24 protein-coding genes are annotated in these 24,948 nt (G+C 68.8%); 7 read left to right on the forward strand and 17 right to left on the reverse strand.

Annotated features, from left to right (window positions below):
• Nucleotides 1-11 precede the first annotated feature (11 nt).
• Nucleotides 12-914, reverse strand: a complete 903-nt coding sequence (locus ACP2AD_RS08830; RefSeq protein ID WP_425229702.1) for a diacylglycerol/lipid kinase family protein — start codon at nt 912-914, stop codon at nt 12-14.
• Nucleotides 911-2,161, reverse strand: a complete 1,251-nt coding sequence (locus ACP2AD_RS08835; RefSeq protein WP_425229703.1) for a M24 family metallopeptidase — start codon at nt 2,159-2,161, stop codon at nt 911-913. Before ACP2AD_RS08835 ends, ACP2AD_RS08830 begins: the two co-directional genes overlap by 4 nt.
• A 75-nt stretch (nt 2,162-2,236) precedes the next feature.
• On the opposite strand from ACP2AD_RS08835, the gene ACP2AD_RS08840 reads away from it, so the two are divergent.
• Nucleotides 2,237-3,571, forward strand: coding sequence for a dicarboxylate/amino acid:cation symporter (locus ACP2AD_RS08840; protein WP_425229704.1), 1,335 nt, complete (start codon nt 2,237-2,239; stop codon nt 3,569-3,571).
• On the opposite strand, the gene ACP2AD_RS08845 is transcribed toward ACP2AD_RS08840, so the two are convergent.
• From ACP2AD_RS08845 to ACP2AD_RS08865, 5 genes are all read right to left on the reverse strand, one after another.
• Complete coding sequence (locus ACP2AD_RS08845; protein ID WP_425229705.1) at nt 3,562-4,191, reverse strand: glutathione S-transferase family protein; 630 nt, start codon at nt 4,189-4,191, stop codon at nt 3,562-3,564. The two genes, ACP2AD_RS08840 and ACP2AD_RS08845, sit on opposite strands and share 10 nt — an antisense overlap.
• Before the next feature lie 174 nt (nt 4,192-4,365).
• Nucleotides 4,366-5,211, reverse strand: a complete 846-nt coding sequence (locus ACP2AD_RS08850; RefSeq protein ID WP_425229706.1) for a methyltransferase domain-containing protein — start codon at nt 5,209-5,211, stop codon at nt 4,366-4,368.
• Between the two features lie 233 nt (nt 5,212-5,444).
• The gene (gene recA / locus ACP2AD_RS08855; RefSeq protein WP_425229707.1) at nt 5,445-6,518 is read right to left on the reverse strand and encodes a recombinase RecA; all 1,074 of its coding nucleotides are present in this window, start codon (nt 6,516-6,518) and stop codon (nt 5,445-5,447) included.
• A gap of 110 nt (nt 6,519-6,628) precedes the next feature.
• Nucleotides 6,629-7,450: a 4-(cytidine 5'-diphospho)-2-C-methyl-D-erythritol kinase gene (locus ACP2AD_RS08860; RefSeq protein WP_425229708.1), complete on the reverse strand. Its 822-nt coding sequence runs from the start codon at nt 7,448-7,450 to the stop codon at nt 6,629-6,631.
• A gap of 124 nt (nt 7,451-7,574) precedes the next feature.
• A complete protein-coding gene (locus ACP2AD_RS08865) occupies nt 7,575-9,236 on the reverse strand; it encodes an electron transfer flavoprotein-ubiquinone oxidoreductase (RefSeq protein ID WP_425229709.1) in 1,662 nt (553 codons plus the stop codon).
• A 111-nt stretch (nt 9,237-9,347) separates the two neighbouring features.
• On the opposite strand from ACP2AD_RS08865, the gene ACP2AD_RS08870 reads away from it, so the two are divergent.
• The 4 genes from ACP2AD_RS08870 (at nt 9,348) to ACP2AD_RS08885 (ending at nt 12,962) form a co-directional block, all read left to right on the forward strand.
• Nucleotides 9,348-10,049 (forward strand): uracil-DNA glycosylase family protein, encoded by a 702-nt coding sequence (locus tag ACP2AD_RS08870; protein WP_425229710.1) that lies wholly within the window; start codon nt 9,348-9,350, stop codon nt 10,047-10,049.
• Entirely contained in the window at nt 10,046-11,821 is a 1,776-nt protein-coding gene (locus tag ACP2AD_RS08875; RefSeq protein ID WP_425229711.1) for a transglycosylase SLT domain-containing protein, read from the forward strand. Before ACP2AD_RS08870 ends, ACP2AD_RS08875 begins: the two co-directional genes overlap by 4 nt.
• 116 nt (nt 11,822-11,937) lie before the next feature.
• The gene (gene moaB / locus ACP2AD_RS08880) at nt 11,938-12,465 is read left to right on the forward strand and encodes a molybdenum cofactor biosynthesis protein B (protein ID WP_425229712.1); all 528 of its coding nucleotides are present in this window, start codon (nt 11,938-11,940) and stop codon (nt 12,463-12,465) included.
• 170 nt (nt 12,466-12,635) lie between these two features.
• Nucleotides 12,636-12,962: a PilZ domain-containing protein gene (locus tag ACP2AD_RS08885; protein ID WP_425229713.1), complete on the forward strand. Its 327-nt coding sequence runs from the start codon at nt 12,636-12,638 to the stop codon at nt 12,960-12,962.
• On the opposite strand, the gene ACP2AD_RS08890 is transcribed toward ACP2AD_RS08885, so the two are convergent.
• The gene (locus tag ACP2AD_RS08890) at nt 12,959-13,315 is read right to left on the reverse strand and encodes a VOC family protein (RefSeq protein WP_425229714.1); all 357 of its coding nucleotides are present in this window, start codon (nt 13,313-13,315) and stop codon (nt 12,959-12,961) included. The two genes, ACP2AD_RS08885 and ACP2AD_RS08890, sit on opposite strands and share 4 nt — an antisense overlap.
• Before the next feature lie 39 nt (nt 13,316-13,354).
• Between ACP2AD_RS08890 and ACP2AD_RS08895 the strand changes: the two genes are divergently transcribed.
• Complete coding sequence (locus ACP2AD_RS08895; protein ID WP_425229715.1) at nt 13,355-14,425, forward strand: PA0069 family radical SAM protein; 1,071 nt, start codon at nt 13,355-13,357, stop codon at nt 14,423-14,425.
• Between the two features lie 2 nt (nt 14,426-14,427).
• On the opposite strand, the gene ACP2AD_RS08900 is transcribed toward ACP2AD_RS08895, so the two are convergent.
• Nucleotides 14,428-14,883, reverse strand: coding sequence for a hypothetical protein (locus tag ACP2AD_RS08900; protein WP_425229716.1), 456 nt, complete (start codon nt 14,881-14,883; stop codon nt 14,428-14,430).
• A gap of 198 nt (nt 14,884-15,081) precedes the next feature.
• Here ACP2AD_RS08900 and ACP2AD_RS08905 point away from each other — a divergent pair, with 198 nt between their 5' ends.
• Entirely contained in the window at nt 15,082-15,222 is a 141-nt protein-coding gene (locus ACP2AD_RS08905) for a hypothetical protein (RefSeq protein ID WP_425229717.1), read from the forward strand.
• Nucleotides 15,223-15,266: 44 nt separating this feature from the next.
• On the opposite strand, the gene ACP2AD_RS08910 is transcribed toward ACP2AD_RS08905, so the two are convergent.
• Genes ACP2AD_RS08910 through ACP2AD_RS08945 form a run of 8 tightly spaced genes read right to left on the reverse strand, consistent with a single transcriptional unit; the run spans nt 15,267 to nt 24,560 of the window.
• Entirely contained in the window at nt 15,267-16,862 is a 1,596-nt protein-coding gene (locus ACP2AD_RS08910; protein ID WP_425229718.1) for a long-chain fatty acid--CoA ligase, read from the reverse strand.
• Nucleotides 16,863-16,878: 16 nt separating this feature from the next.
• On the reverse strand, nt 16,879-20,481 hold the full coding sequence (gene dnaE, locus ACP2AD_RS08915) for a DNA polymerase III subunit alpha (protein WP_425231134.1): 3,603 nt from the start codon (nt 20,479-20,481) through the stop codon (nt 16,879-16,881).
• Nucleotides 20,482-20,532: 51 nt separating this feature from the next.
• Nucleotides 20,533-20,868, reverse strand: coding sequence for a hypothetical protein (locus ACP2AD_RS08920; RefSeq protein ID WP_425229719.1), 336 nt, complete (start codon nt 20,866-20,868; stop codon nt 20,533-20,535).
• Nucleotides 20,869-20,917: 49 nt separating this feature from the next.
• Entirely contained in the window at nt 20,918-21,397 is a 480-nt protein-coding gene (locus tag ACP2AD_RS08925) for a glutathione peroxidase (protein WP_425229720.1), read from the reverse strand.
• The gene (locus tag ACP2AD_RS08930; protein WP_425229721.1) at nt 21,394-21,993 is read right to left on the reverse strand and encodes a GNAT family N-acetyltransferase; all 600 of its coding nucleotides are present in this window, start codon (nt 21,991-21,993) and stop codon (nt 21,394-21,396) included. Before ACP2AD_RS08930 ends, ACP2AD_RS08925 begins: the two co-directional genes overlap by 4 nt.
• Nucleotides 21,990-22,643 (reverse strand): signal peptidase I, encoded by a 654-nt coding sequence (gene lepB, locus ACP2AD_RS08935; protein WP_425229722.1) that lies wholly within the window; start codon nt 22,641-22,643, stop codon nt 21,990-21,992. Before lepB ends, ACP2AD_RS08930 begins: the two co-directional genes overlap by 4 nt.
• Entirely contained in the window at nt 22,640-23,320 is a 681-nt protein-coding gene (locus tag ACP2AD_RS08940; protein WP_425229723.1) for an ABC transporter ATP-binding protein, read from the reverse strand. Before ACP2AD_RS08940 ends, lepB begins: the two co-directional genes overlap by 4 nt.
• Nucleotides 23,313-24,560 (reverse strand): lipoprotein-releasing ABC transporter permease subunit, encoded by a 1,248-nt coding sequence (locus ACP2AD_RS08945; protein WP_425229724.1) that lies wholly within the window; start codon nt 24,558-24,560, stop codon nt 23,313-23,315. Before ACP2AD_RS08945 ends, ACP2AD_RS08940 begins: the two co-directional genes overlap by 8 nt.
• Nucleotides 24,561-24,948: the final 388 nt, after the last annotated feature.

Genomic DNA, 24,948 nt, shown 5'->3' on the forward strand with positions numbered 1-24,948 from the left:
GTCGCCGCGGCTTAGGCGGTTGCGGCTTTGCCCTCAAGCGGAGCGACGACGGCAAGGGCCCCGGCTTCGACCTTGAAGCGCAATGGCAGCGGCAGACGCATGACCTCTCCGTCCAGCGCGACCGCGATCAGGCGGGCATGGCCTGCGACCGTCAGGACGGGCGTGTCGTCGATCGCCGCGAAGTCGCGCCCCGCATCGGCACGGCCCAGCAGCGTTCGCAGCCCGAACCCGATCAGCTCGCGCCGCCGTTGCGCCGCGACCGCGAACACCGACAGGACGCCATCCGCCAGCGCGGCCCGCTCGCCCAGATGACCGGCATCCAGCGCGTACCGGTTATTGCCCACGAACAGCAACGGGGTCGCGATCGGCCGTTCCTGATCACCGGACTGTAGCCGCAGCCGGTGGTGACGGAGGTTCTTCAGCACCGACAGCACGGCTGGAATAGTACCCAACCATTTCGGACCGGTATGCCGGTCCCGCTCCTCGACCAGATGCGGATAGGCGCCGATCGAGGCATTGTTGACGAAGGCATGGCCATTGACACGCGCAAGGTCGATGCGCCGCACCGAGCCGCTCGCGATCAGCTTTGCGGCTTCCCCCAAATCGTCGGGGATGCCCAGGTCCCGCGCGAGATGGTTGCGCGTCCCCAGCGGCAGGATGCCCAGTGTCGCGCCGCTTTTCGCCAGCTCTCCGGCGGCCGTCCCCAGCGTGCCGTCGCCGCCGCCGACCACGACCAGGCGGCGGCCGGCAAGCGCCGCTGCCTCGCGGCCGATCGCGCCGCCCGGCACCATGCGCACGTCGACCGTCATCCCCGCCGCCGCAAAGGCCGCTTCGACCTCGGCCGGGCAGCGCTCGCCTAGCGTGCGCGCCGTCCCGCCCCCCGCGTTCACGAGCACAGGGACACGCTCGCTCATCCGAACGGCGCATCCAGCAATCGGGGCGGCTCGCTGAACCAGCGCGGCCCTTCAGGCGTCATGTGGAAGCAGTCCTCCAGCCGCACGCCGAACCTTCCAGGCAGATAGAGCCCCGGTTCATCGGAAAAGCACATGCCAGCCGCCAGCGGCGTCATCTCGCCACGGACGAGGTTGACCGGCTCGTGTCCGTCGAGGCCGATGCCGTGGCCGGTACGGTGCGACAGCCCCGGCAAGCGATAGTCAGGGCCATAGCCGAGCGAGGCGTAGTAACGCCTTACCGCATCGTCGACGTTGCCCGCGGGCGTGCCGATCTGTGCGGCGGCAAAGGCGACCCGCTGCCCTTGTGCGACCTGCTCCCACACGGTGCGCTGTTCGCGCGAGGCGGTCCCGAAGACGAAGGTCCGCGAAACGTCGGACTGGTAGCCCTGCACCGTACAGCCGCAGTCCATCAGCACGACTTGGCCGGGCGCGACGCGATGGACTTCGCGACTGCCATGCGGATAGGCGGCGGCCTCGCCGATCAGCACCAGCGCGAACTCGGGACTGCCCCCCAGCTGTCGCGTGGCGGCGTTCATCAGTGCCGCGACGTCGGGGCCGGTCATCCCCGCCTCGACACGCGGATAGGTCCAGCGATAGGCGGCGATCGTGACGTCGGTCGCGGCCTGCATCAGCGCCAGCTCGGCCGGCGTCTTGATCATGCGGCACCCGCGCACCACCTGATTGGCCGAGACCAGCCGCCTGCCCAGCGCCTGCCCCAGTCCGTCGCTGATGAAAAAGCGCACCGTCTCCTCAACCCCGACCGGCCGCGCGGCCAAGCCGCGATCGCGCAGGAACCCTGCGGCCACCGTGAACGCGCTGCCGTCCTCCTGCCAAATTCGCACCTCAGCAGGGACGGCGAGCGTCTCGCGTACCGACGGCTCCTCGAAGAACGGTGTGACGATGCAGGGCTGTCCCTGGACCGGGATGACCGCCAGCGTCGGCCGCTCGCTCCGGCCCCAGCGGACACCGGTGAAGTAGCTCATCGACGAGCCGGCCTCGACGATCACCGCGCCCAATCCCTGCGTGCGCATCAGCGCCCGGGCGCGGGCGAGCCGGCCGGCCCGCTCGGCGGCGTCGATCGGGCAGGCCGCAGCCGTCATGTCCCGCAACGCCGACAGTTCCGGGTCGGCGGCACGGGCCGCCCCTGCCCCTGCAAGAAGCGGCGCTGCAGCGCCCGCAGCGAGAAGCTGGCGACGGTTCGGCATCATGGCGGCAGCGTGTGAGCGCTTGACCGCGTCGCCGCAATCCCCTTCCCTCCGGCCTACACACTCCGGGAGCCTTAGATGGCCAAGCGCCTGACCCTGTTCATCTTCATCGGCCTGGTGCTCGGCATCGTCGTCGGCGCCGTCATGCACGCGACCCTGTCGCCCGCCACGATCACGGAGGCGAGCAAGTGGTTCAAGATGGTGACCGACATCTTCCTCCGGCTGATCAAGATGATCGTCGGGCCGCTGGTGTTCGCGACACTGGTCGCCGGGATTGTCCATATGGGCGACACCGCGTCGCTGGGCCGCGTGGGTGCGAAGACGATCGGCTGGTTTCTGGGTGCGACCCTGGTGTCGCTGACGCTGGGCATGGCGCTGGTCAACCTGCTCCAGCCAGGGATCAATTCGGGCCTGGACATCGCCGCCGCGCACGGATCGTCGGGGATCGACGCCGTCCATGCCGACATGTTCACCACGATCACCGAAATGGCGCCCAAGTCGATCTTCGAGGCGATGGCGAACACGACGATGCTGCAGATCGTCATCTTTTCGGTGTTCTTCGGCGTGGCGATGACCGCGGTCGGCGACAAGGCGCGGCCCATCGTCCGGGGCATCGACGCGCTGGTCGAGGTGATGCTGGTCGTCACCAACTATGTCATGCGGGTGTCGCCGCTGGCGGTGTTCGCGGCGATGACGAAGGCGGTCGCGACCAACGGGCTGGGGGTGCTGCTGACGTTCGGTAAGTTCATCGGCTCCTTCTATCTGGGGCTGGCGATGTTGTGGGCGTTGCTGTTGGTCGCCGCGTATCTCGTCATCGGCAGGCGCGCGCTGACACTGTTCCGCTACATCCGAGAGCCGATCCTGCTCGCCTTTTCGACTGCATCGTCGGAGGCGGCCTATCCCCGCACGCTGGAGGCGCTCGACCGGTTCGGGGTGCCGCCCAGAATCGCCAGCTTCGTGCTGCCGCTGGGCTATTCATTCAACCTTGACGGCTCCATGATGTACATGACGTTCGCGTCGATCTTCATCGCGCAGCTGGCGGGCATCCACCTTTCTCTCGGCCAGCAGGTGACGATGCTGCTGACGTTGATGCTGACGTCGAAGGGCATGGCTGCGGTGCCGCGCGCGTCGCTGGTCGTGATCGCGGGGACGATGGCGCAGTTCGGGCTGCCCGAGGCGGGGCTGGTACTGATCCTGGCGGTAGATCAGTTCCTCGACATGGGGCGGACCGGTACCAACGTGGTCGGCAACGCGGTGGCGACGGCGGTGGTGGCGCGATGGGAGGGGCAGCTCGACCGGGCGGGATCGCCGGTCATCGACAACGCTCCCGCCCCGTCAGGGGGCCTGCCGCCCCAACCGGTCAACTTAGAGCGGATCGACCAGGCACCGCTTCCGGATCGCCCTCAGGCATAGGCATAGGGGCCGCCCTTGGCGAGCGCCGTCTGATAGGCCGGGCGGGAATGGACCTTGTCGAGCCACGCCATCGTCACAGGGCGGCTCGCATCCAGGCCGGCGCGGCTGCGCGCGGCTTCGAGCGGGAAGCTCATCATCACATCCGCGGCGGTGAGCTGGTCGCCTGCAAACCAGAAACGCTGCGCCAGCTCGGCTTCGACATGGTCGAGATGGACATCGATCATCGGCTGAATGCGCTTTTGCCCGGCCTTGCCGAAGATGGGGATGCGGGTGAGCACCAGCTTGACGAGCAGCGGCGGCATCAGCGAGCCCTCGGCGTAATGGAGCCAGAAGCGATAGCGCAGCGCATCCTCGCGGTGTGGCGGCGGACCGAGCCGGCCGTCGGCCTTCTCGACCAGATATTCGACGATCGCGCCGGTCTCCGCGACCACCCGGCCCTCCTGGGTGTCCTCGATCACCGGCGACTTGCCGAGCGGGTGGACGGCCTTGAGCTCGGGCGGGGCGAGCATCGTCCTCTTGTTTCGCTCATAGCGGCGGATTTCGTAAGGCAGGCCGAGCTCCTCCAGTATCCACAGCACGCGCTGCGAGCGGGAGTTCTCGAGGTGGTGGACGATGATCATCGGCAACGGCTCCGGTCGGAAGTAGAGGCTAAGTAGAGGCCTGCGCGGGCCGGCGTGAAGGCGCGGCCACCGGCGTACCGGCGGGTCGAACGCGCCGCGCCGCCGGGTTCGGGTCGAAGCGTCATCATCGGCGCCGCCTTATGACAGGTCGGCCGCTGTAGGACAGCCCCGGATTCAGGCCTGCGCCGTCCAGATCCACGCGGCTGCGGGGAAGACGACGCGATCGCCGCAGCGATGCTCCGTCAGCACAGTGAGCAGGCGATCCCCCATCGCGACGCGCTGATCATCCGGCGCGGCACGCAGCGCCGCCGCGACCGGGCCGATGCGGCGAAAGAAGGCGGCCGCGTCGCCGACCGGGTCGGCCCCCTCGCCAGCCACATAGTCGAAGTCGATCGGTACGGGCGGCGGGGCGGCCCAGCCCGCGTTCTTCAGCATCGCGGCGACCATCTCCTCGTCGCCAAAGCCGAATGGTCCCGGCACGTAGCCGTCCAGCGCAGGCAAGGATTGCCCGGTCAGCCGCTCGACGAGGGTGCCTGCCCAGGCGTTTTCCGACACCACGCGGAAGCAGGAGAAGACGAGCCGCGCGCCTGGGACCACAACGGCGTGGAGCCGGGTGAGGACCGTGCGGGGATCGGCGAAGAACATGACACCGTGACGCGAGCAGAGCAGGTCCGCGCCGTCGGCTACGGCGACGTCGCTGTTGAGGTCGGCGGCCGTGAAGCGGAGGTTAGGCATAGCCACCGCGCGCCCGGCTGCCAGGCGAACCAGTTCCGCCGAAATGTCGACGCCGGTCACCGCCAGGCCGGGCAGCGCGGCGGCGAGCGCGATGCTGGTCTGGCCGGCGCCGCAGCCGAGGTCGACCGCCCTGCCGCCCGTGGCCGGGGCCGCGGCAAGGATCGCGGCGTCAAGATGCGGTGTCAGCCCGGCGAAGCTGCGATCGGTGCGCCGCCACTCGGCCGCCCATACGTCGCCGACGGGGCCGGACCATTCGATGGCGGTAGTCACATCGCCCTGCCGCATGCGTCAAAGTTTATGAAGTTCATGCGTAACGCTTCCATGTCACGCTACGCGAATGGACGATAGGCCTGCCGTCGCCGAGACCTTTCCAGGCGAACGATACAAGCAATTGTCGTCTCTTCTTTCCCTCCGCCGGTTTGCGGTCCCTTCCGCATCAGGTGAACAGCATTCCACTCCGTCTAGGCCATGCCGGGGGCATGACCCGCTCGACGCCCCCTAAATGGAAAAGAAGTGCGCTACATGTCGTCATCGGCATCGGGTCCGGCCATCAGCTCCTCGGCGACCTTGTCCGTGCGCGCGCGGATCGCCTTTTCCAGACGCGCGGCCATGTCGGGATTGTCGCGCAGATAGGTTTTCGAATTCTCGCGTCCCTGCCCGATCCGTACCGAGTCGTAGCTGAACCAGGCGCCCGACTTCTCGACCAGCCCCGCCTTGACGCCCAGATCGAGTATTTCGCCGATCTTGGAAATGCCCTCGCCATACATGATGTCGAACTCGACCTGCTTGAACGGCGGTGCGACCTTGTTCTTGACTACCTTCACACGGGTAGCGTTGCCGGTCACCTCGTCACGGTCCTTGATCGCGCCGGTGCGGCGGATGTCGAGACGCACGCTGGCGTAGAACTTCAGCGCGTTGCCGCCCGTCGTCGTCTCCGGATTGCCGTACATCACGCCGATCTTCATACGCAGCTGGTTGATGAAGATGACCATGCAGCGCGAGCGGCTGATCGATCCGGTCAGCTTGCGCAGCGACTGCGACATCAGCCGCGCCTGCAGGCCGACATGGCTATCGCCCATCTCGCCCTCGATTTCTGCGCGCGGGACCAGCGCCGCGACCGAATCGACCACCAACACGTCGACCGCGTTGGAGCGGACCAGCGTGTCGACGATCTCGAGCGCCTGTTCGCCGGTATCGGGCTGCGACACGATCAGCTCGTCGATGTTGACGCCCAGCTTCTTGGCATAGACCGGGTCGAGCGCATGCTCGGCATCGACGAATGCGGCGGTGCCGCCGCCCTTCTGCGCCTCGGCGATGACATGGAGCGCGAGCGTCGTCTTGCCCGAGCTTTCCGGGCCATAGACCTCGATGACACGGCCGCGCGGCAAACCGCCGACGCCAAGCGCGATGTCGAGCCCGAGACTACCGGTGGAGATCGTCTCGACCTGCATCGTCTCCTTGGCGCCCAGCTTCATCGCCGAGCCCTTGCCAAAGGCGCGGTCGATCTGTGCCAGCGCGGCGTCCAGCGCCTTTTGCCGGTCGGTCGTTGCGGTTGCCATGCCGGTGTCGATCACTTTCAGTTGAGCGGCCATTCGTCAGGCTCCATCGCTAGGGCATCTACCGGCCCGGTTCAACGCTATGGAAGCTTGCGTATCAGCTTTGTTCGCTGGGAACAAGAGAGGAACATGGGGATTTTCGACGCTCAGGTTGCGAAGGTCCTTAGCGTCCACCAGCCCCGCTCCGCAGCCGCCGCCGCCGCCATGTCGCGGCTCCCGGCGTCGGTGAAGAGCCCGAAACAGGTAGCACCTGATCCGGACATTCGGACGAAGGTGCAGCCGGGCGCGGCGTTCAGGAGCAGCAGGACTTCGCCAACCACAGGCGCGGCGCGCACGGCCGGCTGCGTGAAATCATTGTGTCCAGCCGAGGCACACGCCAGCGTCGCGCCGCGGCGGGGAATCGGCCCGCGATCGACGCCGTCCCACGCTGCGAACATCGCGGCGGTGGACAGCGGCACGTTCGGATTGACGAGAAGCAGCGGCAGATCACCGAGCGGCGGCAGCGGCTGCAGGTCGTCACCGCGGCCGGTCGCAAAGGCGGTCTGGCCACGCAGGCAGGCGGGAACATCGGCGCCGAGGCCAGCGGCGGTGGCGAATAGCCGCTGATCGGCGGGATCGACGCCGGTGAGTCGCGCCAGCGCCCGCAGCGTGGCCGCCGCGTCGGCCGAACCGCCGCCGATACCTGATGCGACGGGGAGGTTCTTGTCGAGCGTGATGGTGACCGGCGCGCAGGAGCACGCCAAGCGAAAGCCGTCGCGAGCGCGGGTGACGAGGTTGTCGCCGTCCCCCAGCGCCTTGGCGAACGGGCCGGTGACCGTGAAACTGTCCCGTTCGGCCGGAGCGACGGTCACCATGTCGCCGTCACGGGCGAAGGCGAACAGGGTTTCGAGGTCATGGTAACCGTCCGGACGCTTCCGGCGGATGTGCAGCGCGAGGTTGATCTTGGCGGGGGCGGGTTCGGTGATCACCGCATCCGCTATGGGCAAGCCGTCACGCGAGTAAATCCCGGGACGTCGGACGGGTTCGCTCTGCGACCCGCCGGCCGGGCTTGCCCGTCTCGCCCGCAGCTGCGTTGCGTGCTTGCCGGCTGCGCTACATGTTCGGATAGTTCGGCCCGCCGCCGCCCTCCGGCACCACCCAGTTGATGTTCTGCAGCGGGTCCTTAATGTCGCAGGTCTTGCAGTGGACGCAGTTCTGCGCGTTGATCACGAACTTGGGATTGCCCTCCTCGACGCCGGTGAACTCATAGACGCCGGCCGGGCAGTAACGCTGCGACGGGCCATCATACATCGGCAGATTATAGCCCACCGGAATGTCGGGATCGCGCAGCGTCAGGTGGACCGGCTGGTCCTCCTCATGGTTGGTGTTCGACAGGAACACGCTCGACAGCCGGTCAAAGGTCAGCACCCCATCGGGTTTGGGATAGCTGATCGGCTGGACCAGGTCCCTGCGCCACAGGCTCTCATTGTCCGGATGATGCTTCATCGTGAACGGCATCTTCAGCCCGAAATGCTCGAGCCACATGGTGACGCCCGACAGACCAGAGCCGACGAAGTCGCCCCATTTCTTGACCAGCGGCACGACGTTGCGGACGATCGACAGCTCCTTCTTGAGGCCGGAACGGTCGAACGCTTCGGGATACGCGGCAAGTTCGTCCTGCGCGCGCCCCGCCTCGATCGCCGCGAACGCCGCCTCTGCCGCCATCTGCGCCGACAGCATCGCACCATGGGTGCCCTTGATCCGCGGCACGTTGAGAAAGCCCGCCGAACAGCCGATCAGCGCACCCCCGGGAAAGACGAGCTTCGGGATGGCCTGCAACCCGCCGTCGTTGATCGCACGCGCGCCATACGAGACGCGCTTGCCGCCTTCCAGCAGGTCGCGCACCGCGGGATGGGTCTTCCACCGCTGCATTTCCTGAAACGGCGAGAGGTACGGATTGGTGTAGTTGAGCCAGGTGACGAACCCCAGGCTGACCTGCCCGTTCGCCTGATGATAGATCCAGCCGCCGCCGTTGGAGCCGTCGGTCTCGGTCAGCGGCCAGCCCTGGGTGTGGACGACCTTGCCCGGCTCGTGCTTGCCGGGCGCGACGTCCCACAGCTCCTTGATGCCAAGACCGTAAACCTGCGGCTGTGCATCGCGGGCGAGGTCGAAGGTGCGGATGATCTCCTTGGTGAGGTGACCGCGCACCCCTTCGGCGAAGAAGACATATTTCGCGTGGAGTTCCAGGCCCGGCTGATAATCGGGCTTGTGCGTGCCGTCGCGCGCCACGCCCATGTCGCCGGTGGCAACGCCCTTCACGCGGCCGTCGTCATCGAACAGGATTTCCGCCGCGGCGAAGCCGGGGAAGATCTCGACCCCCATCGCCTCCGCCCGGCCCGCCAGCCAGCGGCAGAAATTGCCGAGCGAGCAGGTGTAGGTGCCCTTGTTGTGGAGGAATGGCGGCGTCCACAGATGCGGCAGGTTAAACTTCCTGCCCCGGGTCAGTACCCAATGGTGGTTCTGCGTCACCGGCGTCTCCGCCAGCGGACAATCGGTGTCGCGCCAGTCCGGGATCAGCTTGTCGATACCGCTCGGGTCGATCACCGCCCCCGACAGGATGTGCGCGCCGACTTCCGACCCCTTCTCCAGCACGCAGACCGCCAGCTCCGCACCCTTCTCTTCGGCGAGCTGCTTGAGGCGGATCGCGGCGGACAGCCCGGCCGGGCCGGCGCCGACGATCACCACGTCATAAGGCATCGACTCGCGTTCGGTCATTCTCTTCGCTCCCGGGCGGGCGCACGGATCGCCGTGGCCGCGCAACGTCCTGACGACAAAGCCGATTGGCCAAGTTGACCGCCGCGTCAACCGGGGCGCTAGGTCCGGATCGTGAGTTTGGCGCATCTGGGGGGCTGGGAAGCGGCCGCGGTCAGCGCGCTCGACTGGTGGCGCGAGGCAGGGGTCGACGTGCTGGTCGACGAGACGCCGCGCGACTGGCTGGCCAGGGTCGAGCCGGTCCCGACATATGTGGCGACAGCGCCGGCGGTGGCGTTGCCCGCGACGCTCGCCGCGTTCCTGATTTGGCGCGTTGGCGAGACGGCCCCCGAAGCCACGTGGCGCGGCGCCTGGGTCGCGCCGTCAGGGCCGCTCGATGCCGATACGATGGTGCTGGTCGACTGCCCCGATCGCGAGGACGGCGAGCGGCTGCTCGGCGGCGAGGCGGGGCGGCTGTTCGATCGGATGCTCGCGGCAATCGGGCTCGGCCGCGACTCCGTGCACCTGGCAGCGGTATGCGCGCGGCGGCCCGCCACCTCCTATGCCGTGCGCGACGTCGAGGGCGAGCTGCATCGGCTGGCACGGCATCATCTCGGCCTGCTCGCGCCCAAGCGGCTGCTGCTGATGGGCGACGGCGCGGCGCGCGCGCTGCTCGGAACCGAAGTGGTGCGCGCGGGCGGAGCTTTACACGCCGTTAACCATGACGGTGGTCAAACGATAGCCGTGGCGACCTTCCACCCGCGCTTCCTGCTCAAGAACCCGGCGCGCAAGGCGGAGGCGTGGCGCGACCTGCAATTGCTGATGGGTGCCGGATGAGAAACGCGCTGCTCCTTGCGCTGCTGGTGGCGGCTGCACCCGCGCCGCTGTTCGCCGAGCCGGCCGGCGGCACGCACGTGGCGGCGGCAGCGGCGATCCCGCCGCTGCTCGATGCGACGCAGCGGGCGGGATACGTCCGCGTCTTCGCCGCAATCCGCGAGGGTCGCTGGCAGGATGCGCAGCTGGCGCTCGACGCGATCGCCCCCGGCCCCCTCCACGCGATCGCGCGCGCGGAGCTGTTCACCGCGCACGGCAGCCCCCGGGTCGATCTCGACCCCGTGGTTCAGCTGCTCAACGAAGCGCCCGAGTTGCCCGAGGCGGAGGCGCTGCAGCGGCTGGCGCGCGCACGCGGCGCGGTCGAGCTGCCGCCGCTTCCCGATACGCGGGCGCTGATCTGGCAGGAAGGCGCGCCGGTCCGGGTGCGGGTGCATGCAACGCGGGGCGACGCTGTGGCGTCGACGCTGGCGGCGGCGATGCAGCCGTTCGTCCATGCCGACGACGGCACCGGGGCGGAGGCGCTGTTGGGCTCGACCACCGGGCTGTCGCCGGAAGCGACAACCGAATGGCAGGCGCGGACGGCCTGGATGTACTATCATGCGGGGCACGACGCAGACGCGCGGCGGCTCGCGGCGCTGGCGCAGGACGGCGCGGGCGACTGGGCGGTGCAGGGGCGTTGGACCGGGGCGCTGGCGGCGTGGCGGCTGGGTGACTGGACGGCGGCGAGCGTGGCGTTCCAGGCGGTGGCGGCGCGGGCGGGCGATGTCGACCTGCGCGCGGCGGCGCTGTATTGGGCGGCGCGTGCGGACATTGCGGGCGGGCGGCCCGACCGGGTCGAGGGGCGGCTCAAGACCGCGGCGCAATGGACCGAGAGTTTCTACGGACAGCTGGCGCGCCAGGCGCTGGGGTTGGGCACGGCGGCGCGGCCCGCCGGTGGGCTGGTTCCGGCCGACTGGGCGGCGCTGCAGGCGCGGCCCAATGTCCGCGTCGCCGCGGCGCTGGTCGAGGTCGGTGAGACCGAGCTGGCCGACCGCGTCGTGCGGCAGCAGGCGCGGATCGGGCCCGCGGGCGAGTTTCCGGCGCTGGTGCGGCTGGCCGAGACGCTGGACCTGCCGGCGACAACGGTCTGGCTCGCGCACAATTGTCCCGTGGGCGTCGCTGCCGCACCCGAGGCGCGCTTTCCGACGCCGAGCTGGCGGCCGGACAGCGGCTGGCGCGTCGACCGGCCGCTGGTGCTGGCGCACATGCTCCAGGAATCGGGGTTCCGTCAGCGGGTCGCCAGCGCCGCCGGCGCCTATGGCCTGATGCAGATCATGCCCGCCGCGGCGACCGATTTCGCCCGAGAGCGCGGACTGCCTGCGGTCGACCGTAACGCCCTCGCCCGCCCCTCGACCAACATGGACGTCGGTCAGCGGCAGCTAGAGCGGTTGCGCGACATGACCGCCACCGGCGGGCTGCTGCCCAAGGTGATCGCCGCCTACAATGCTGGCGCGAGGCCGGTCGGCGACTGGAATGCGCTAGTCCGCGACGGCGGCGATCCGCTGCTCTATATCGAGAGCATCCCTTATTGGGAGACGCGCGGCTACGTGCTGACCGTGCTGCGCAACTACTGGGTGTACGAAGCACAGACGGGCCGCACCCGCTCGCCGAGCCGGGCGGCGCTGGCGCAGGGGCTGTGGCCGCGCTTTCCGGGGCTGCCGGGCGCAGCGGCGGTGCGGGTGGAGCCGCGCGCGGCGGTGGCAGGCGTCGCGGTGGCGTCGGCCGGAACGAACTGAATCGGTCGTCATGCCGGGCTTGACCCGGCACCCATCTTGGCGCTCGGCGTCAAACGCGGGCGGCGCGCCCGGTTCGACGATGGATCCCGGCAGGATGTCGGGATGACGAGGTGCCAGTGCCCATCGACTCTACCCTGCCCCTGCTCCCCGTCCGCATCGCGGTGCTCACCGTCAGCGACACGCGCGGCCCAGCCGACGACCGCTCGGGTGATACGCTCGTGGCGCGGCTGACCGCGGCGGGCCATGTCCTCGCCGATCGCGCGATCGAGCGCGACGACGCCGACCTCATCGTCGCGCGGCTGCATGCGTGGATCGCGGACCCGACGGTCGATTGCGTAATATCGACCGGGGGTACCGGAGTGACCGGGCGCGATGTCACCCCCGAGGCGTTCGCGCGGGTATGGGAAAAGGAGATTCCCGGGTTCGGCGAGCTGTTCCGCTGGCTGTCGTTCCGGACGATCGGCACCTCCACGGTGCAGTCGCGCGCCTGTGCCGGGGTCGCGCGCGGCACCTATCTGTTCGCGCTACCGGGCTCGACCGGCGCGGTGAAGGATGGCTGGGACGGCATTCTTCAGGACCAGCTCGACAGCCGCCACCGGCCCTGCAACTTTGTCGAGCTGATGCCGAGGCTGACCGAGAGATAGTCGATGCAAACCGGCTAAGCTGCTGGAAATGTTCGGCTCATCGTCGATGATGAACAACCGGACGTAGCGGCGGACAATGCTGACGGTCCGTTCATCGAAGCTGCAGCTTTGCTGGTGCCTGCCTGCTCGCACGAGAAGCGCCGAGCGGGTGAGAAATGGCGACAAGGGTCTTGTTCAATCGTCGCGAGGCGGCGCTGGTCGAGCAGCGCGATGAGGCGCGGCATCGGGTTCAATGCGTGCGCGTGACCACGCGCGGCGACGCGGCCGACCCCGGCGAGCAGCCCTTCGCGGCGTTGCTCGACAACATCTCCAGCTTCGGCTGTCGCCTGGTCGAGGCGGCAGGCTTGGAACCCGGCGAGCGGCTGTGGGTCCGCCTGCCCGGCTCGCCCCCGGTGATCGCCGCTGTCGCCTGGGTCGAGGGCGACGTCGCCGGCTGCCGGTTCGCCGCCCCCATCAGCCAGAACCTGATGCGCTCGCTATTGCCCGGCGCTGTCTAGCCGCCGTCCGCCTGCATCGCCGCCAGTTCGTGGCCGTGGGGGTCGCGGAAGTGGAAGCGGCGGCCGCCGGGGAAGGCGAAGACCGGCAGTGTGACGGCTCCGCCCGCCGCCTCGACCGCCGCCAGGGCGGCTTCGAGATCGTCGACCTCAATCACCGGCAGCAACTGCGCGGTCCATTGCGCGCGGTCGCCGTTCAGCCCCAAATCGGTGTCGCCGGTCGTCGTCGCCGAATAGTCCGGGCCCCAGTCGGTGAAGGTCCACCCAAACGCCTGCGCATAGAACGCCTTTATCCCCGCGGTGTCGGCGACCGGCAGCTCGACATAGTTGATCCTGGCTCTGATCCCGTCCTCCAAGTTCTTGCTATGTTCTGGCGATTAGCATAGTGCATCAGCATGGCCAAGACCCGTGCCGTCCGCGGCGCCACGCTCAACGCCGAGAGCAGCCGCTTCAACCTGCCCGCGCGCGAGGCGGACGGCGACTGGCTTGATGCGCGCGACGAGATCGATGGCGCGGCGCCGCCGCTGCGCACCACCGTCACCGTCGAGCACCCGCGCACAATCCTGACCCGCAACGCCTCCCCCGACGTCCCGTTCGATCAGTCGATCAACCCATATCGCGGCTGCGAGCATGGCTGCATCTATTGCTTCGCGCGGCCGAGCCATGCGTTTCACGACCTGTCGCCGGGGCTGGACTTCGAGAGCCGCTTGTTCGCCAAGCCGAGCGCGGCGGCGCTGCTGCGCGCCGAACTCGCCAAGCCGGGCTATGTCTGCAAGCCGATCGCGATGGGGACCAACACCGATCCCTATCAGCCGATCGAGGGCGAGTGGCGGGTGACGCGTGGGGTGCTGGAAGTGCTGCGCGAGGTCGATCATCCGGTGACGATCACCACCAAGTCCGACCGGGTGGTGCGTGACCTCGACCTGCTCGCGCCGATGGGGGCGAAGGGGCTGGCGGCGGTGTGCCTGTCGGTGACGTCGCTCGACCCGCGGATCGCGATGACGGTGGAACCGCGTGCACCCGCGCCGGAGCGGCGGCTGACCGCGGTCAGGCGGCTGGCCGACGCGGGCGTGCCGGTGTTCGTCTCGATCGCGCCCGTTATCCCGGCGATCACCGACCATGAGCTGGAGCATCTGATCGAGCGCGCCGCAGAGGCGGGGGCGCGAGGGTGCTTCTATATTCCGGTGCGGCTGCCCTGGGAGGTCGCGCCGCTGTTCCGCGCCTGGCTCGACCGGCATTTCCCGGAGCGTGCAGGCAAGGTGATGGCGACGATCCAGTCGCTACGGGGTGGCCGTGACAACGATCCGGACTTCTTCACGCGAATGAAAGGCAGCGGGGCGTGGGCGGACCTGCTCAAGGTGCGGTTTGGGCGGGCCTGCCGTAAACACGGTCTGGGCAACGAGCGCATGACGCTGCGCACCGACCTGTTCCGCGCGCCACGAGGACCGCAGGGGGAGCTGTTCTGACCCTATTGCGTGTCCGATCGGGGCCGCAGCTCGACCTCCGTCGAGGCGCCGGCGAAGAACGCGCGGGACGCCAGACACAGCACTTCGTCGTTCCCGGCCAGGAAGTAAGCCGACAGCAGCGGCTTCATATCGCCGTGGACCAGGCCGGGGCGGACGCCCACGGCATGCCGCCGGGGATGCCAGCCGCCCGTTTCGAACCAGATCGCCCATTGGTCGCCGTGACGATAGGCACGCAGAAACCGGGCGCTCGGCCGCCAATCCACCATGTCGCGCCCGTTAAAGGGTTCGTCCGCCTCCGCCATTGTCGGCAGGTCGGCCGCTTGGCGGATGCCCGTCGGGATCGCGTCCAGCCGTCCCACTGGCGTCGCACCGGCGATGACGCAGCCCGACGGCGCCCGCAGCCGATAGCCTGGCCGGTGATCGAGATGAGCCTGTGCGAGCGTCAGCAATGCGGCCATCATCATGTGAATTTACCCGGATCTTCTGCAGTCACGCTAACAGGTCCGGTCCGTGGCGTAAGCCGCCGCCGCATGACAATCGCCGACAGGCACGGCGCGGGACTCGCCCCGCCCTGGCCGTCGGCGCAAGATGGGCCGGTTCGGTTGAACCGAATCGCCTGCCGACCGTTCGGCAAGGCGCACCAGCAGGAGGGTAGAATGGCTGACGAAAAGACCGGCGAAGACAGCTCGGGCAAGACCGGCGGCGACGCGGGCGGCTCCGGGGCGGGCTATGGCAACAATGGCGCCGACGAGAAGCAGAAGGGTGAGACCGAGGGCACGGGCGACGCCAAGGAATAAGTCTCCGGCGGGCCGGCGCGGGCCGGCCCGTCAACCTTGCCGGCCTAGGCAGCTGCCAGTCTGAAATCCTTGAACTGCTCGCGCAACGCGGTCTTCAGCAGTTTGCCCGTCGCCGTGTGCGGCAAGTCGTCGACGAAGACGATCGCGTCGGGCAGCCACCATTTGGCGACCACGCCGGTCAGATGCGTTCGGACCTCCATCTCCGTCACCGCGCTGCCCGGCTTGCGGACGACCAGCAGCAGCGGACGTTCGTCCCATTTGGGATGCGCGACGCCGATCGCCGCCGCCTCCGCCACACCGGCGCAGCCGATCGCGGCATTCTCCAGCTCGACCGAGCTGATCCATTCGCCGCCGGACTTGATGACGTCCTTGGCGCGGTCGGTGATCTGCATCGTGCCGTCGGGGTGCATCACTGAGACATCGCCGGTGTCGAACCAGCCGTCGGCATCAACGGCGGGCGCGTCGGCCTTGAAGTAGCGCTGCACCACCCACGGGCCACGCACCTGCAGCCGACCGGAGCTGACTCCGTCGCGCGGCTGTTCGACGCCGTCATCGCCGACCACGCGCAGTTCGATCCCGAACGGCACCTGACCCTGTTTCGACACGCGGTCGAGTTTCTCGTCCAGGCTCATGGCCGCCCAGTCGGGCGGGGACGAACCGGCTGTGCCGATCGGCGAGGTCTCGGTCATGCCCCACAGATGCTTGACCTCCACCCCCATGCCCATGATCCGCTCGATCATCGCGCGCGGCGCCGCCGAGCCGCCGATCGTCGCCTGTTCCAGATATTGCGGCGCATCGCCGGTCGCGTCGATGTGTCCGAACATCGCGAGCCAGACCGTCGGCACGCCGGCCGAGTGCGTGACCCGGTGGCGGTTCATCAGCCCGCAGAGCACGGCCGCGTCGTTGGTGGCGGAGAAGACGAACTTCGCCCCCGCCAGCGCGCCCGCGAACGGCAGCCCCCAGCAGGCGGCGTGAAACATCGGCACGACGGGAAGCACGACCGAGCGGCTCGACAGATTGAAGATCGCGGGCGCGATCTCCGCCAGCGCGTGGATGACGGTGGACCGGTGTTCATAGAGCACGCCCTTGGGGTTGCCCGTCGTGCCGCTGGTATAGCACAGCATGCACGGATCGCGCTCCGGCCCCTCGACCCAGGCATAATCGCCATCCTCCGCGTCGAGCAGCGCATCCCATTGCGGCCCGCCATCGAACGGAATGTAATGCTCGATCGTCGTCCAGCGATCGCGCAGCCGGTCGACCAGCGGCTGGAACTGCCTGTCGTAGAAGAGGACGCGATCCTCGGCATGGTTGGCGATGTAGACGAGCTGGTCGTCGAACAGGCGCGGGTTGATGGTGTGGATCACCCCGCCCATGCCGATCGTGCCGTACCAGGCGACCAGATGGTGAGCGTGGTTCATCGCCAATGTGCCGACGCGGTCGCCGGATTTCACGCCCAACCGTTCAAGCGCCTGGGCCAGCCTGCGGGCGTCGCGGGCGATGCCTGCCCAGTCGGTCAGCGTCTCGCCGCCGTCGGCCCAGTGGCTGACGATCTCGCGGCGGCCATGTTCGCGGGCGGCGTGATCGATGAGACGCGGCACGCGCAGTGCGAAATCCTGCATCGTGCTCTCGCTACCGCTCATGGCCTTTTTCCTCTGCCTATCCGACGAGCTGGAGGCGCGTATCCGCCTGCCTGAACTCCACGGCCTCCACACCGTGCATCGCCTCCAATCGCCCGGCAAGCTCCGCGTCGAGCAGGAAGTCGCGCCCGAGCAGTAGCCTGGCCTCGCCGCCGTCCGCCAGCGGGACGCGGGCGCGCAGCTCCCCACGCGCGCCGCGATGATCGGCCAGCAGTGCCGCCAGCGCCGGGAAGGCAGCGGCGTCGGTGACGGTCAGCTCGACCGCGAAGCGCGCGCCCGCCGCCAGTGCCTCGAACGGCTGGACGCGCTTGACGGCGACGCGCGGCGCATCCTCGCCCGGGCGGCGGTCCAGCTCGACGGTGACGAGCGCGCAACCACCCGCCGCGGCGCCTGCTTCCAGCTCGCCTGACACGGCGTCGTCGAAACAGGTCGCGACGAACTGGCCCGACGCGTCGGACAGCGTCGCCATCAGGTAGCGGCTGCCGCGCGCCGAGGTGCGCCAGCGGGTGTCCTCGACCAGTACGGCCATCGTCGCGCCGGCACGCGTGCCGTCGTCGGGAATCTGCAACTCGCCCAGCCGGGCATAGGCCCGCGCGCCGTACATCCGCGCCAGATGCGCGTGACGGTCGACCGGGTGGGCGGAGAAGTAGAAGCCGAATGCTTCTTTTTCCGCCTCCATCCGCTCCGCGATACTCCAGCGCGCCGAATGCGGCAGCTGGACCGCGTCGCCGGTGGGAGCGTCGGCGCCGAACAGCCCGCCCTGCCCGCTGGTGCGGTTCTCATGCGTCCGCGCCGCGACGGCCAGCATCGTCTCCGCAACCGCGAACGCGCCGGCCCGGTTCGCGTCGATGCCGTCGAATGCCCCCGCCCCCGCCAGCGTCTCCAGCTGCCGCTTGTTGAGCAGGCGCGGGTCGACGCGGTGGGCGAGGTCGTCGAGGCTGGCGAACGGGCCATTGGCGTCGCGCTCTGCGACCAGCCGCTCCATCGCGCCTTCACCGACCGACTTGAGCGCGCCGAGCGCGTAGCGGACGGCGGTGGTTCGCCCCTCCCCTTCAGCAGAGGGGTTGGGGTGGGGCGTCGCCCCGAGCCGTTCGTCTAGAGCAGGGGCCCGGCCCCCATCCCCTCCCCTGAAGGGGAGGGGCTTGCCATGCTCGACAAGCTCCACGCCGAAATCCGCTCCGCTGCGATTGATGTCGGGGGGCAGAACCGCAACGCCCAGACGGCGCGCATCCTCGACGAACAGCCCCAGCTTGTCGGTCAGCGCCATGTCGTAGCACATCGACGCAGCGTAGAATTCGGCGGGGTGATGCGCCTTCAGCCACGCGGTCTGATAGGCGAGCAGCGCATAGGCGGCGGCGTGGCTCTTGTTGAAGCCATAGCCGGCGAACTTGTCGATCAGGTCGAACAGCGCATTGGCCTTCGCCGCGGCGATGCCGTTGGTGGCGGCGCAGCCGTCGACGAAGGTCGCGCGCTGGGCATCCATCTCCGCCTTGATCTTCTTGCCCATCGCCCGGCGCAGCAGGTCGGCGCCGCCCAGGCTATAGCCGGCCAGCACCTGGGCGGCCTGCATCACCTGTTCCTGATAGACGAAGATGCCATAGGTCTCGCCCAGGATCGGGGCCAGCAGCGGGTGCGGATAGTCGATCGGCTCACTGCCTCCCTTGCGACGGCCGAAGCTGGGGATGTTGTCCATCGGGCCGGGGCGGTAGAGCGAGACCAGCGCGATGATATCGCCGAAATTACTCGGCTTTACCGCCGCCAGCGTGCGCCGCATCCCCTCCGATTCAAGCTGGAACACGCCGACCGTGTCGCCGCGCTGGAGCAGCACATAGACCGCCGGGTCATCCCAGGTCAGCGCATCGAGATCGACCGTGATCCCCCGCGCCGCCAGCAGCTGCACCGCCTTCTGCAGCACCGACAGCGTCTTGAGGCCGAGAAAGTCGAACTTCACCAGCCCCGCACCCTCGACATATTTCATGTCGAACTGCGTGACCGGCATGTCCGAGCGCGGATCGCGGTACAGCGGCACCAGCTCGGCGAGCGGCCGGTCGCCGATCACGACCCCGGCGGCGTGGGTCGAGGAGTGGCGCGGCAGCCCCTCGAGCTGCCGGGCGAGATCGAGCAGGCGCCGGACGCCATTGTCGTTGGCGTATTCGCGCGCCAGCTCGGGCACGCCGTTCAGCGCGCGCTCCAGCGTCCAGGGGTCGGTGGGGTGATTGGGCACCAGCTTCGCCAGCCTGTCGACCTGGCCATAGCTCATCTGCAGCACGCGGCCGGTATCCTTCAGCACCGCTCGTGCCTTCAACCGGCCGAAGGTGATGATCTGCGCGACCTTGTCGGCGCCGTAGCGGCCCTGCACGTAGCGGATCACCTCTTCGCGCCGGGTTTCGCAGAAGTCGATGTCGAAGTCCGGCATCGACACGCGCTCGGGATTGAGGAACCGTTCGAACAGCAGCCCGAGCTGGAGCGGGTCGAGGTCGGTGATCCTGAGCGCCCATGCGACGACCGAGCCCGCGCCCGACCCGCGCCCCGGCCCGACCGGAATGTCGTGATCCTTCGCCCAGCCGATGAAGTCGGCGACGATCAGAAAATAGCCTGGAAAGCCCATCTGGATGATGACGTCGAGCTCGAACGCCAGGCGGGCGCGGTACGGTTCGCGCCAGTCGCCTTCCCCGCCTTTTCCCAGTTCCTCGATCCTGCCCAGCCGTATCTCCAGCCCGGCGCGGGCGTCGCGACGCAGCAGGTCGGCCTCTGCCGCAGTATCGCCCGCCAGCGTCGGCAGGATCGGCTTGCGCGCCGGCGCCGCGACCGCGCAGCGCTGCGCCACCACCAGCGTATTGGCGATCGCCTCCGGCAGGTCCGCGAACAGCTCGGCCATGACGGCGGCGGGCTTCATCCACGCGTGCGGGCAGCTGCGCGCGCGATCCTCGCTGTCGACATAGGAGGAACTGGCGATGCACAGCATCGCGTCGTGTGCGTCACCAAACGCCGCCTCGGCGAAGCAGCTGGGGTTGGTCGCGACCAGCGGCAGGTTGCGGGCGTAGGCGAGGTCGATCAGCGCCTCCTCCGCCCGCTCCTCGACCGGATCGCCGCGGCGTGCGAGCTCGATGTAGAGCCGATCGGGGAACAACAGCTCCAGCCGGTGGAGATACGCCGCGGCGCGCGCCGCCTGATCCTCCGCCAGCAGCCGCGCCACCGCGCCCTCCCCGCCAGCGGTCAGCGCCAGCAGTCCCGCGGTGCGCTCCGCCAGTGCAGCAAAGCGGACATGTGCGGGCTGTTCGATCGGCCGGTCGAGATGCGCCTCGCTCACCAGCGCGCACAGCGCCTGATAGCCGTCCTCGTCCTGCGCATAAAGCGCCAGCCAGTCGAGCACGGGCGCCGCGCCCTCGGGCATGTCGGGCCGCGCGACCGCAAGCATCGCGCCGATGATCGGCTGCACCCCCTTCGCACGCGCCGCGTCCGAATAGGCCATCGCCGCGTACAGCCCGTTGCGATCGGTCAGGGCGGCCGCCGGAAAGCGGAGCGTCGCGGCCCGAGCGGCGAGATCCTTGGGCTCGATCGCGCCGTCAAGCATCGTGTAGGACGAGAAGATGCGCAGCGGGACGTAATCGGCATGCATCAGGTTGCTATGCGCCGTCGCGGCTGATTCGCCCAGCCACCGGCTGTGCACGGACTATCCCCGGCTCACGCCGCGCTCAGGTCCGTAGTGTAGAAGCTGTTGCCTTGCAGCGTCTTGTTGAAGCGGAACTTCGCGCTGGGTAAAGGCGTGCCCGCGCGCTTCCATCCGGCCGCCTCCGCCACGGCCACGCCCGCGGGATACCGCCGTCGCGAGCGTGATCGCGTCCTGGAGGTGGTCACGATGGCTCTGCTGGCGTGCGTCGCGATCGGCATTGGCCAGTGTCTCGATCGCGTAGACATTGCGGGTCGCCCCCGCCGCGAGGTCCGGCCAGCCATCGGAGCGGAGGAACTGCGAGGGGTTGGTGATGACGCTGGCCTCAGTCTGCTGCACGCGCAGCCCGAAGACGCGCGGATGGGCAAACGGCGCGGCCAGGAAGCGATCAAAGCAGTGCCTCGATATCCCGCGTCAGCGCCTCCGGCTTCACCGTGGGGGCGTAGCGGCGCACCGCCTTGCCGTCGCGGTCGATCAGGAACTTGGTGAAGTTCCATTTGATCCCGCGGCTGCCCAGCACTCCCGGGGCCTGTTCCTTTAGTTCCTGGAACAGCGGGTCCGTCTTCGGCCCGTTGACGTCGATCTTGGCGAAAATCGGAAAGGTGATATCGTAGGTCAGCGAACAGAAATTGGCGATCTCGGCCGCGTCGCCCGGCTCCTGCCCGCCGAACTGGTTGCACGGGAACGCCAGGACCTCGAACCCCTGGCCGCCATAGCGGGCGTGCAGCTCCTCCAGCCCCTCATACTGGGGAGTGAAGCCGCACTTCGACGCGGTATTGACGATCAGCAGGACCTTGCCCCGCCACGTGTCGAGGCTGACCACGCCGCCGTCGGCCGCCTTCACCTCGATGTCGGTGATCGCCGTCATGATCGTCCTCCGCGCGTGAGCATCAGCTGCAGATTGTCCCGAACCCCCGCCCATTCCCGGTCGAGGATGGAATAGACCACCGTGTCACGCAAGCGGCCGTCGGCGAAGCGCTGATGCCCGCGCAACACGCCGTCGCGCTTCGCGCCCAGCCGCTCGATCGCACGTTGCGACCCCTTGTTGAGCCAGTCGGTACGGATCTGCACGCACTGGCAGCCGAGCGCGTCGAAGGCTTGCGTGAGCAGGAGCAGCTTCGCCTCGGTGTTGACGCCGGTGCGCTGCACCTGGCGCGCGTAGAAGGTGCCGCCGATCTCCAGCCGCCGGTTGGCTTCGCTCATCCGCATGAACCGCGTCGTCCCGACCACCGCACCGCCGGCGTCGAGGACGGTGAAGGGGAGCGCGCGCCCGGCGTCGCGCTGCTCCATCGCCGCGGCGAGCCAGCGCGCTCCGTCCTTGAGCTGCGCGACACCGGCGTAGAAAGTGTCCCATAGATCGTCTTGGGCCGCCGCCGCTTCGATCGCGGGCAGGTCGGCCGGGTCAAGTGGACGCAGCGTCACATGCGCGCCGCGCAGCGTCGGGGTCTCGCGCCAGGCGCTCATCGCCTGACCGCGTCGATCGGCCGGCCAAGGTCATGGAACCCGGCCGACCACAGGAGCCGGTCGACGATGCCGATCGCCGCGCTGATATGCACCATCCCGACCCCCAGCTGATCGGGCTGATAGCGGCTGTCGGCGGCGCGATCGAGGTTGTCGCCGAGGACGAACAGATAGTCGGCCGGAACGCTGACCGGGCCAAACTCGTCGCCAATTGACGGACCGGCGTCGAGCAGGCGATGCTCACCGGCCTCTCCCGGAAGACGTTCGGCTTGAAGCTGTGTCGGCGCGCCGTCGATCAACGGGCCGGGGCCCAGCCGGCGCACCGCGCTATGACCGTTGACCGCCAGAATACCAGCATGCAGCGCGATCACATCCCCGGCGACGCCGACAATGCGGGCGACGCGAACGGCCGACGGGGCTTGAGAGACGATCACGACGCCGCGCCGCAAATCCTGCTCGACGGCCTCGCGCGGCCGCAACCGGTCGTAGACGTGCAGGGTCGGGAGCATGCTTTCGGAGGGAATGTAACAGGTCTTGGGCCTGTGCGGATCGGCCATCTGACCGATCGCGGGCCAGGCGAGCCAGATCGCTATGCCGATCATCGCCCATCCGGCCAGCGCGATGGCGATCCCGAAGCGCGCCGCCCGGCTCATGCCAGGACGCCGTCGTGCAGGCGCACTACGCGATCCATCTTCGCCGCCAGCCGCTCGTTGTGCGTGGCGATCAGCGCGGCGGCGCCTTCGCCGCGGACCAGGCGGAGGAACTCGGCGAGAACGATATCGGCGGTCGCCTCGTCCAGGTTGCCGGTCGGCTCGTCCGCCAGCACCAGCCGCGGCCGGTTCGCGAGCGCGCGCGCGACGGCGACGCGCTGCTGCTCGCCTCCCGACAGCTTGGCGGGGCGGTGACCGAGACGGTGCCCCAGCCCGAGTGCCGCCAGCAATTCGGTCGCGCGCGCGGTCGCCTCTCCGTGCGCGCGCCCGGCGATGAGTGGCGGCATCGCGACATTTTCCACGGCGGTGAAGTCGGGCAGCAGATGGTGGAACTGATAAACGAAGCCGAGCCGGTCGCGGCGCAGCGCGGTCCGCTGCGCGGAGGTGAGCCGCGCCGCTTCCTCGCCGTCGATGCGGATCGACCCGCAAAACCCGCCTTCGAGCAGCCCGACCGCCTGGAGCAGCGTCGACTTGCCCGACCCGGACGCGCCGAGCAGCGCCACGATCTCGCCAGGCTCGACGCTGAGGTCGATGCCGCGGAGCACATGGATCGTCTGCCCCCCTTGCGTGAAATCGCGCGACAGCCCGGCGGTCGCCAGCACCGCAGCCGCGTCACTCATAGCGCAGCACCTGCACCGGGTCGGTGCTCGCCGCCGTCCACGCCGGGTACAGCGTCGCCGCGAAGGAGAAGAACAGCGCCATTGCGACGACCACGGTGACTTCGAGCGGATTAGGCTTCGACGGCAGCTCGGTCAGGTAGCGGATCGACGGGTCCCACAGGTTCTGCCCGGTCACGAACTGGACAGCGTTGACCACCGCTTGCCGATTGAAGTGGAACAGGACGCTCAAGCCCAGCCCGGCGATCGTGCCGAGTACGCCGATGCTGGTGCCGACGACCATGAAGACGCGCAGGATCGCGCCACGACTCGCCCCCATCGTGCGCAGGATGGCGATGTCGCGGGTCTTGGCGCGCGCCAGCATGATCAGCGCCGACGCGATGTTGAACGCCGCGACCAGCATCACCAGCCCGACCACCAGGAACATCATGATCCGCTCGACCGCCAGTGCGTCGAACAGGCTGGCGTTCATGCTTCGCCAGTCGGCGATCACCGCCTGACCGCCGATCCGGCCCTGCAGCGGGCGGAGGATCCGGCCGACATGGTCGGGGTCGTCCGTCTGGATTTCGACCATGCCGACATCGTCGCCCATCAGCAGCAGCGTCTGCGCATCGGGAATAGGCATCACGATGAACGCCTTGTCGTAATCATAGACGCCGATCTCGAAGATCGCACCGACGGTATAGCTGACGATCCGCGGCACGGTACCGAACGGCGTGGTTTGCCCCTGCGGGCTGAACAGCGCGATCTCGGACCCGGGTTGTGCGCCGAGCTGTTCGGCAAGGCGCGATCCGATCGCGATGCGATTTGAGCCGGGCGTGATGCTCGCCAGACTGCCCGCGATGACCTGTCCCTTGGCGCCGAGCGCGCGGATGTCCTCCAGCTGCATACCGCGGACCAACACCGCCTCTGCGCGGCCATTATAGGTGGCGGCGAGCGGCTGTTCGATCAGCGGCACCGCGCTGGTGACGCCCGGCGTATGCCGCGCCGCCTGCACCACCTCGCGCCAGTCGGGCAGCCGGCCGCCGACGCCCTGGATGACGGCGTGGCCGTTCAGGCCGACGATCTTGTCGAACAGCTCGGCACGGAATCCGTTCATCACGCTGAGCACGATCACCAGCGCCGCAACGCCGAGCATGACGGCGCCCAGGCTGAGCCCCGCGACCAGGACGATGAAGCGCTCCCCCTTGCCCGGCAGCAGATAGCGCCGGGCGATGAGCCGTTCGTAGCGGGACAGCAGCATGGGCGGCGCTTAGGGACGGGCTGCGCGAGTGGCAACCGGGGCGACCCGGCAGGCTATGTTGCGCGGCTGCCACAGACCCGCCGCAATCGTGCGATCGCCGATACTTGCCGGATGACAACGCCATAGCCCTGACCTACCCACCTGGTCGTTCGAGGCACAGGCAATGGCCGTGGTTCGGGGAAGGGTCTGTCAGCGCGCAGCCAAGCGCGCGCGCGCGGCGGAAGAGAGATCGGGGGCTGACGAGTTTTCGTCACGCAGGACGCCCGGGCCGAAAGGCCCGGGCGTTTGTGCGTGCGCTGCACTCTGGGCTGCCAAGGCGGCCGTTCGAATGAGCGGTAGCCTTTGGAACATCGGCACGCACCTTTGCCGCCGCAGCCTTGCGCTGATG

Source organism: Sphingomonas sp., from assembly GCF_965248875.1.
Lineage (GTDB): Bacteria > Pseudomonadota > Alphaproteobacteria > Sphingomonadales > Sphingomonadaceae > Sphingomonas.

Coding starts and splice junctions, on each gene's coding strand:
- ACP2AD_RS08830 (WP_425229702.1), bottom strand. CDS start 914: ATGAGCGAGCGTGTCCCTGTGCTCGTGAACGCGGGGGGCGGGACGGCG.
- ACP2AD_RS08835 (WP_425229703.1), bottom strand. CDS start 2,161: ATGATGCCGAACCGTCGCCAGCTTCTCGCTGCGGGCGCTGCAGCGCCG.
- ACP2AD_RS08840 (WP_425229704.1), top strand. CDS start 2,237: ATGGCCAAGCGCCTGACCCTGTTCATCTTCATCGGCCTGGTGCTCGGC.
- ACP2AD_RS08845 (WP_425229705.1), bottom strand. CDS start 4,191: ATGATCATCGTCCACCACCTCGAGAACTCCCGCTCGCAGCGCGTGCTG.
- ACP2AD_RS08850 (WP_425229706.1), bottom strand. CDS start 5,211: ATGCGGCAGGGCGATGTGACTACCGCCATCGAATGGTCCGGCCCCGTC.
- recA (WP_425229707.1), bottom strand. CDS start 6,518: ATGGCCGCTCAACTGAAAGTGATCGACACCGGCATGGCAACCGCAACG.
- ACP2AD_RS08865 (WP_425229709.1), bottom strand. CDS start 9,236: ATGACCGAACGCGAGTCGATGCCTTATGACGTGGTGATCGTCGGCGCC.
- ACP2AD_RS08875 (WP_425229711.1), top strand. CDS start 10,046: ATGAGAAACGCGCTGCTCCTTGCGCTGCTGGTGGCGGCTGCACCCGCG.
- ACP2AD_RS08895 (WP_425229715.1), top strand. CDS start 13,355: ATGGCCAAGACCCGTGCCGTCCGCGGCGCCACGCTCAACGCCGAGAGC.
- ACP2AD_RS08900 (WP_425229716.1), bottom strand. CDS start 14,883: ATGGCCGCATTGCTGACGCTCGCACAGGCTCATCTCGATCACCGGCCA.
- ACP2AD_RS08905 (WP_425229717.1), top strand. CDS start 15,082: ATGGCTGACGAAAAGACCGGCGAAGACAGCTCGGGCAAGACCGGCGGC.
- ACP2AD_RS08910 (WP_425229718.1), bottom strand. CDS start 16,862: ATGAGCGGTAGCGAGAGCACGATGCAGGATTTCGCACTGCGCGTGCCG.
- ACP2AD_RS08925 (WP_425229720.1), bottom strand. CDS start 21,397: ATGACGGCGATCACCGACATCGAGGTGAAGGCGGCCGACGGCGGCGTG.
- ACP2AD_RS08930 (WP_425229721.1), bottom strand. CDS start 21,993: ATGAGCGCCTGGCGCGAGACCCCGACGCTGCGCGGCGCGCATGTGACG.
- lepB (WP_425229722.1), bottom strand. CDS start 22,643: ATGAGCCGGGCGGCGCGCTTCGGGATCGCCATCGCGCTGGCCGGATGG.
- ACP2AD_RS08940 (WP_425229723.1), bottom strand. CDS start 23,320: ATGAGTGACGCGGCTGCGGTGCTGGCGACCGCCGGGCTGTCGCGCGAT.
- ACP2AD_RS08945 (WP_425229724.1), bottom strand. CDS start 24,560: ATGCTGCTGTCCCGCTACGAACGGCTCATCGCCCGGCGCTATCTGCTG.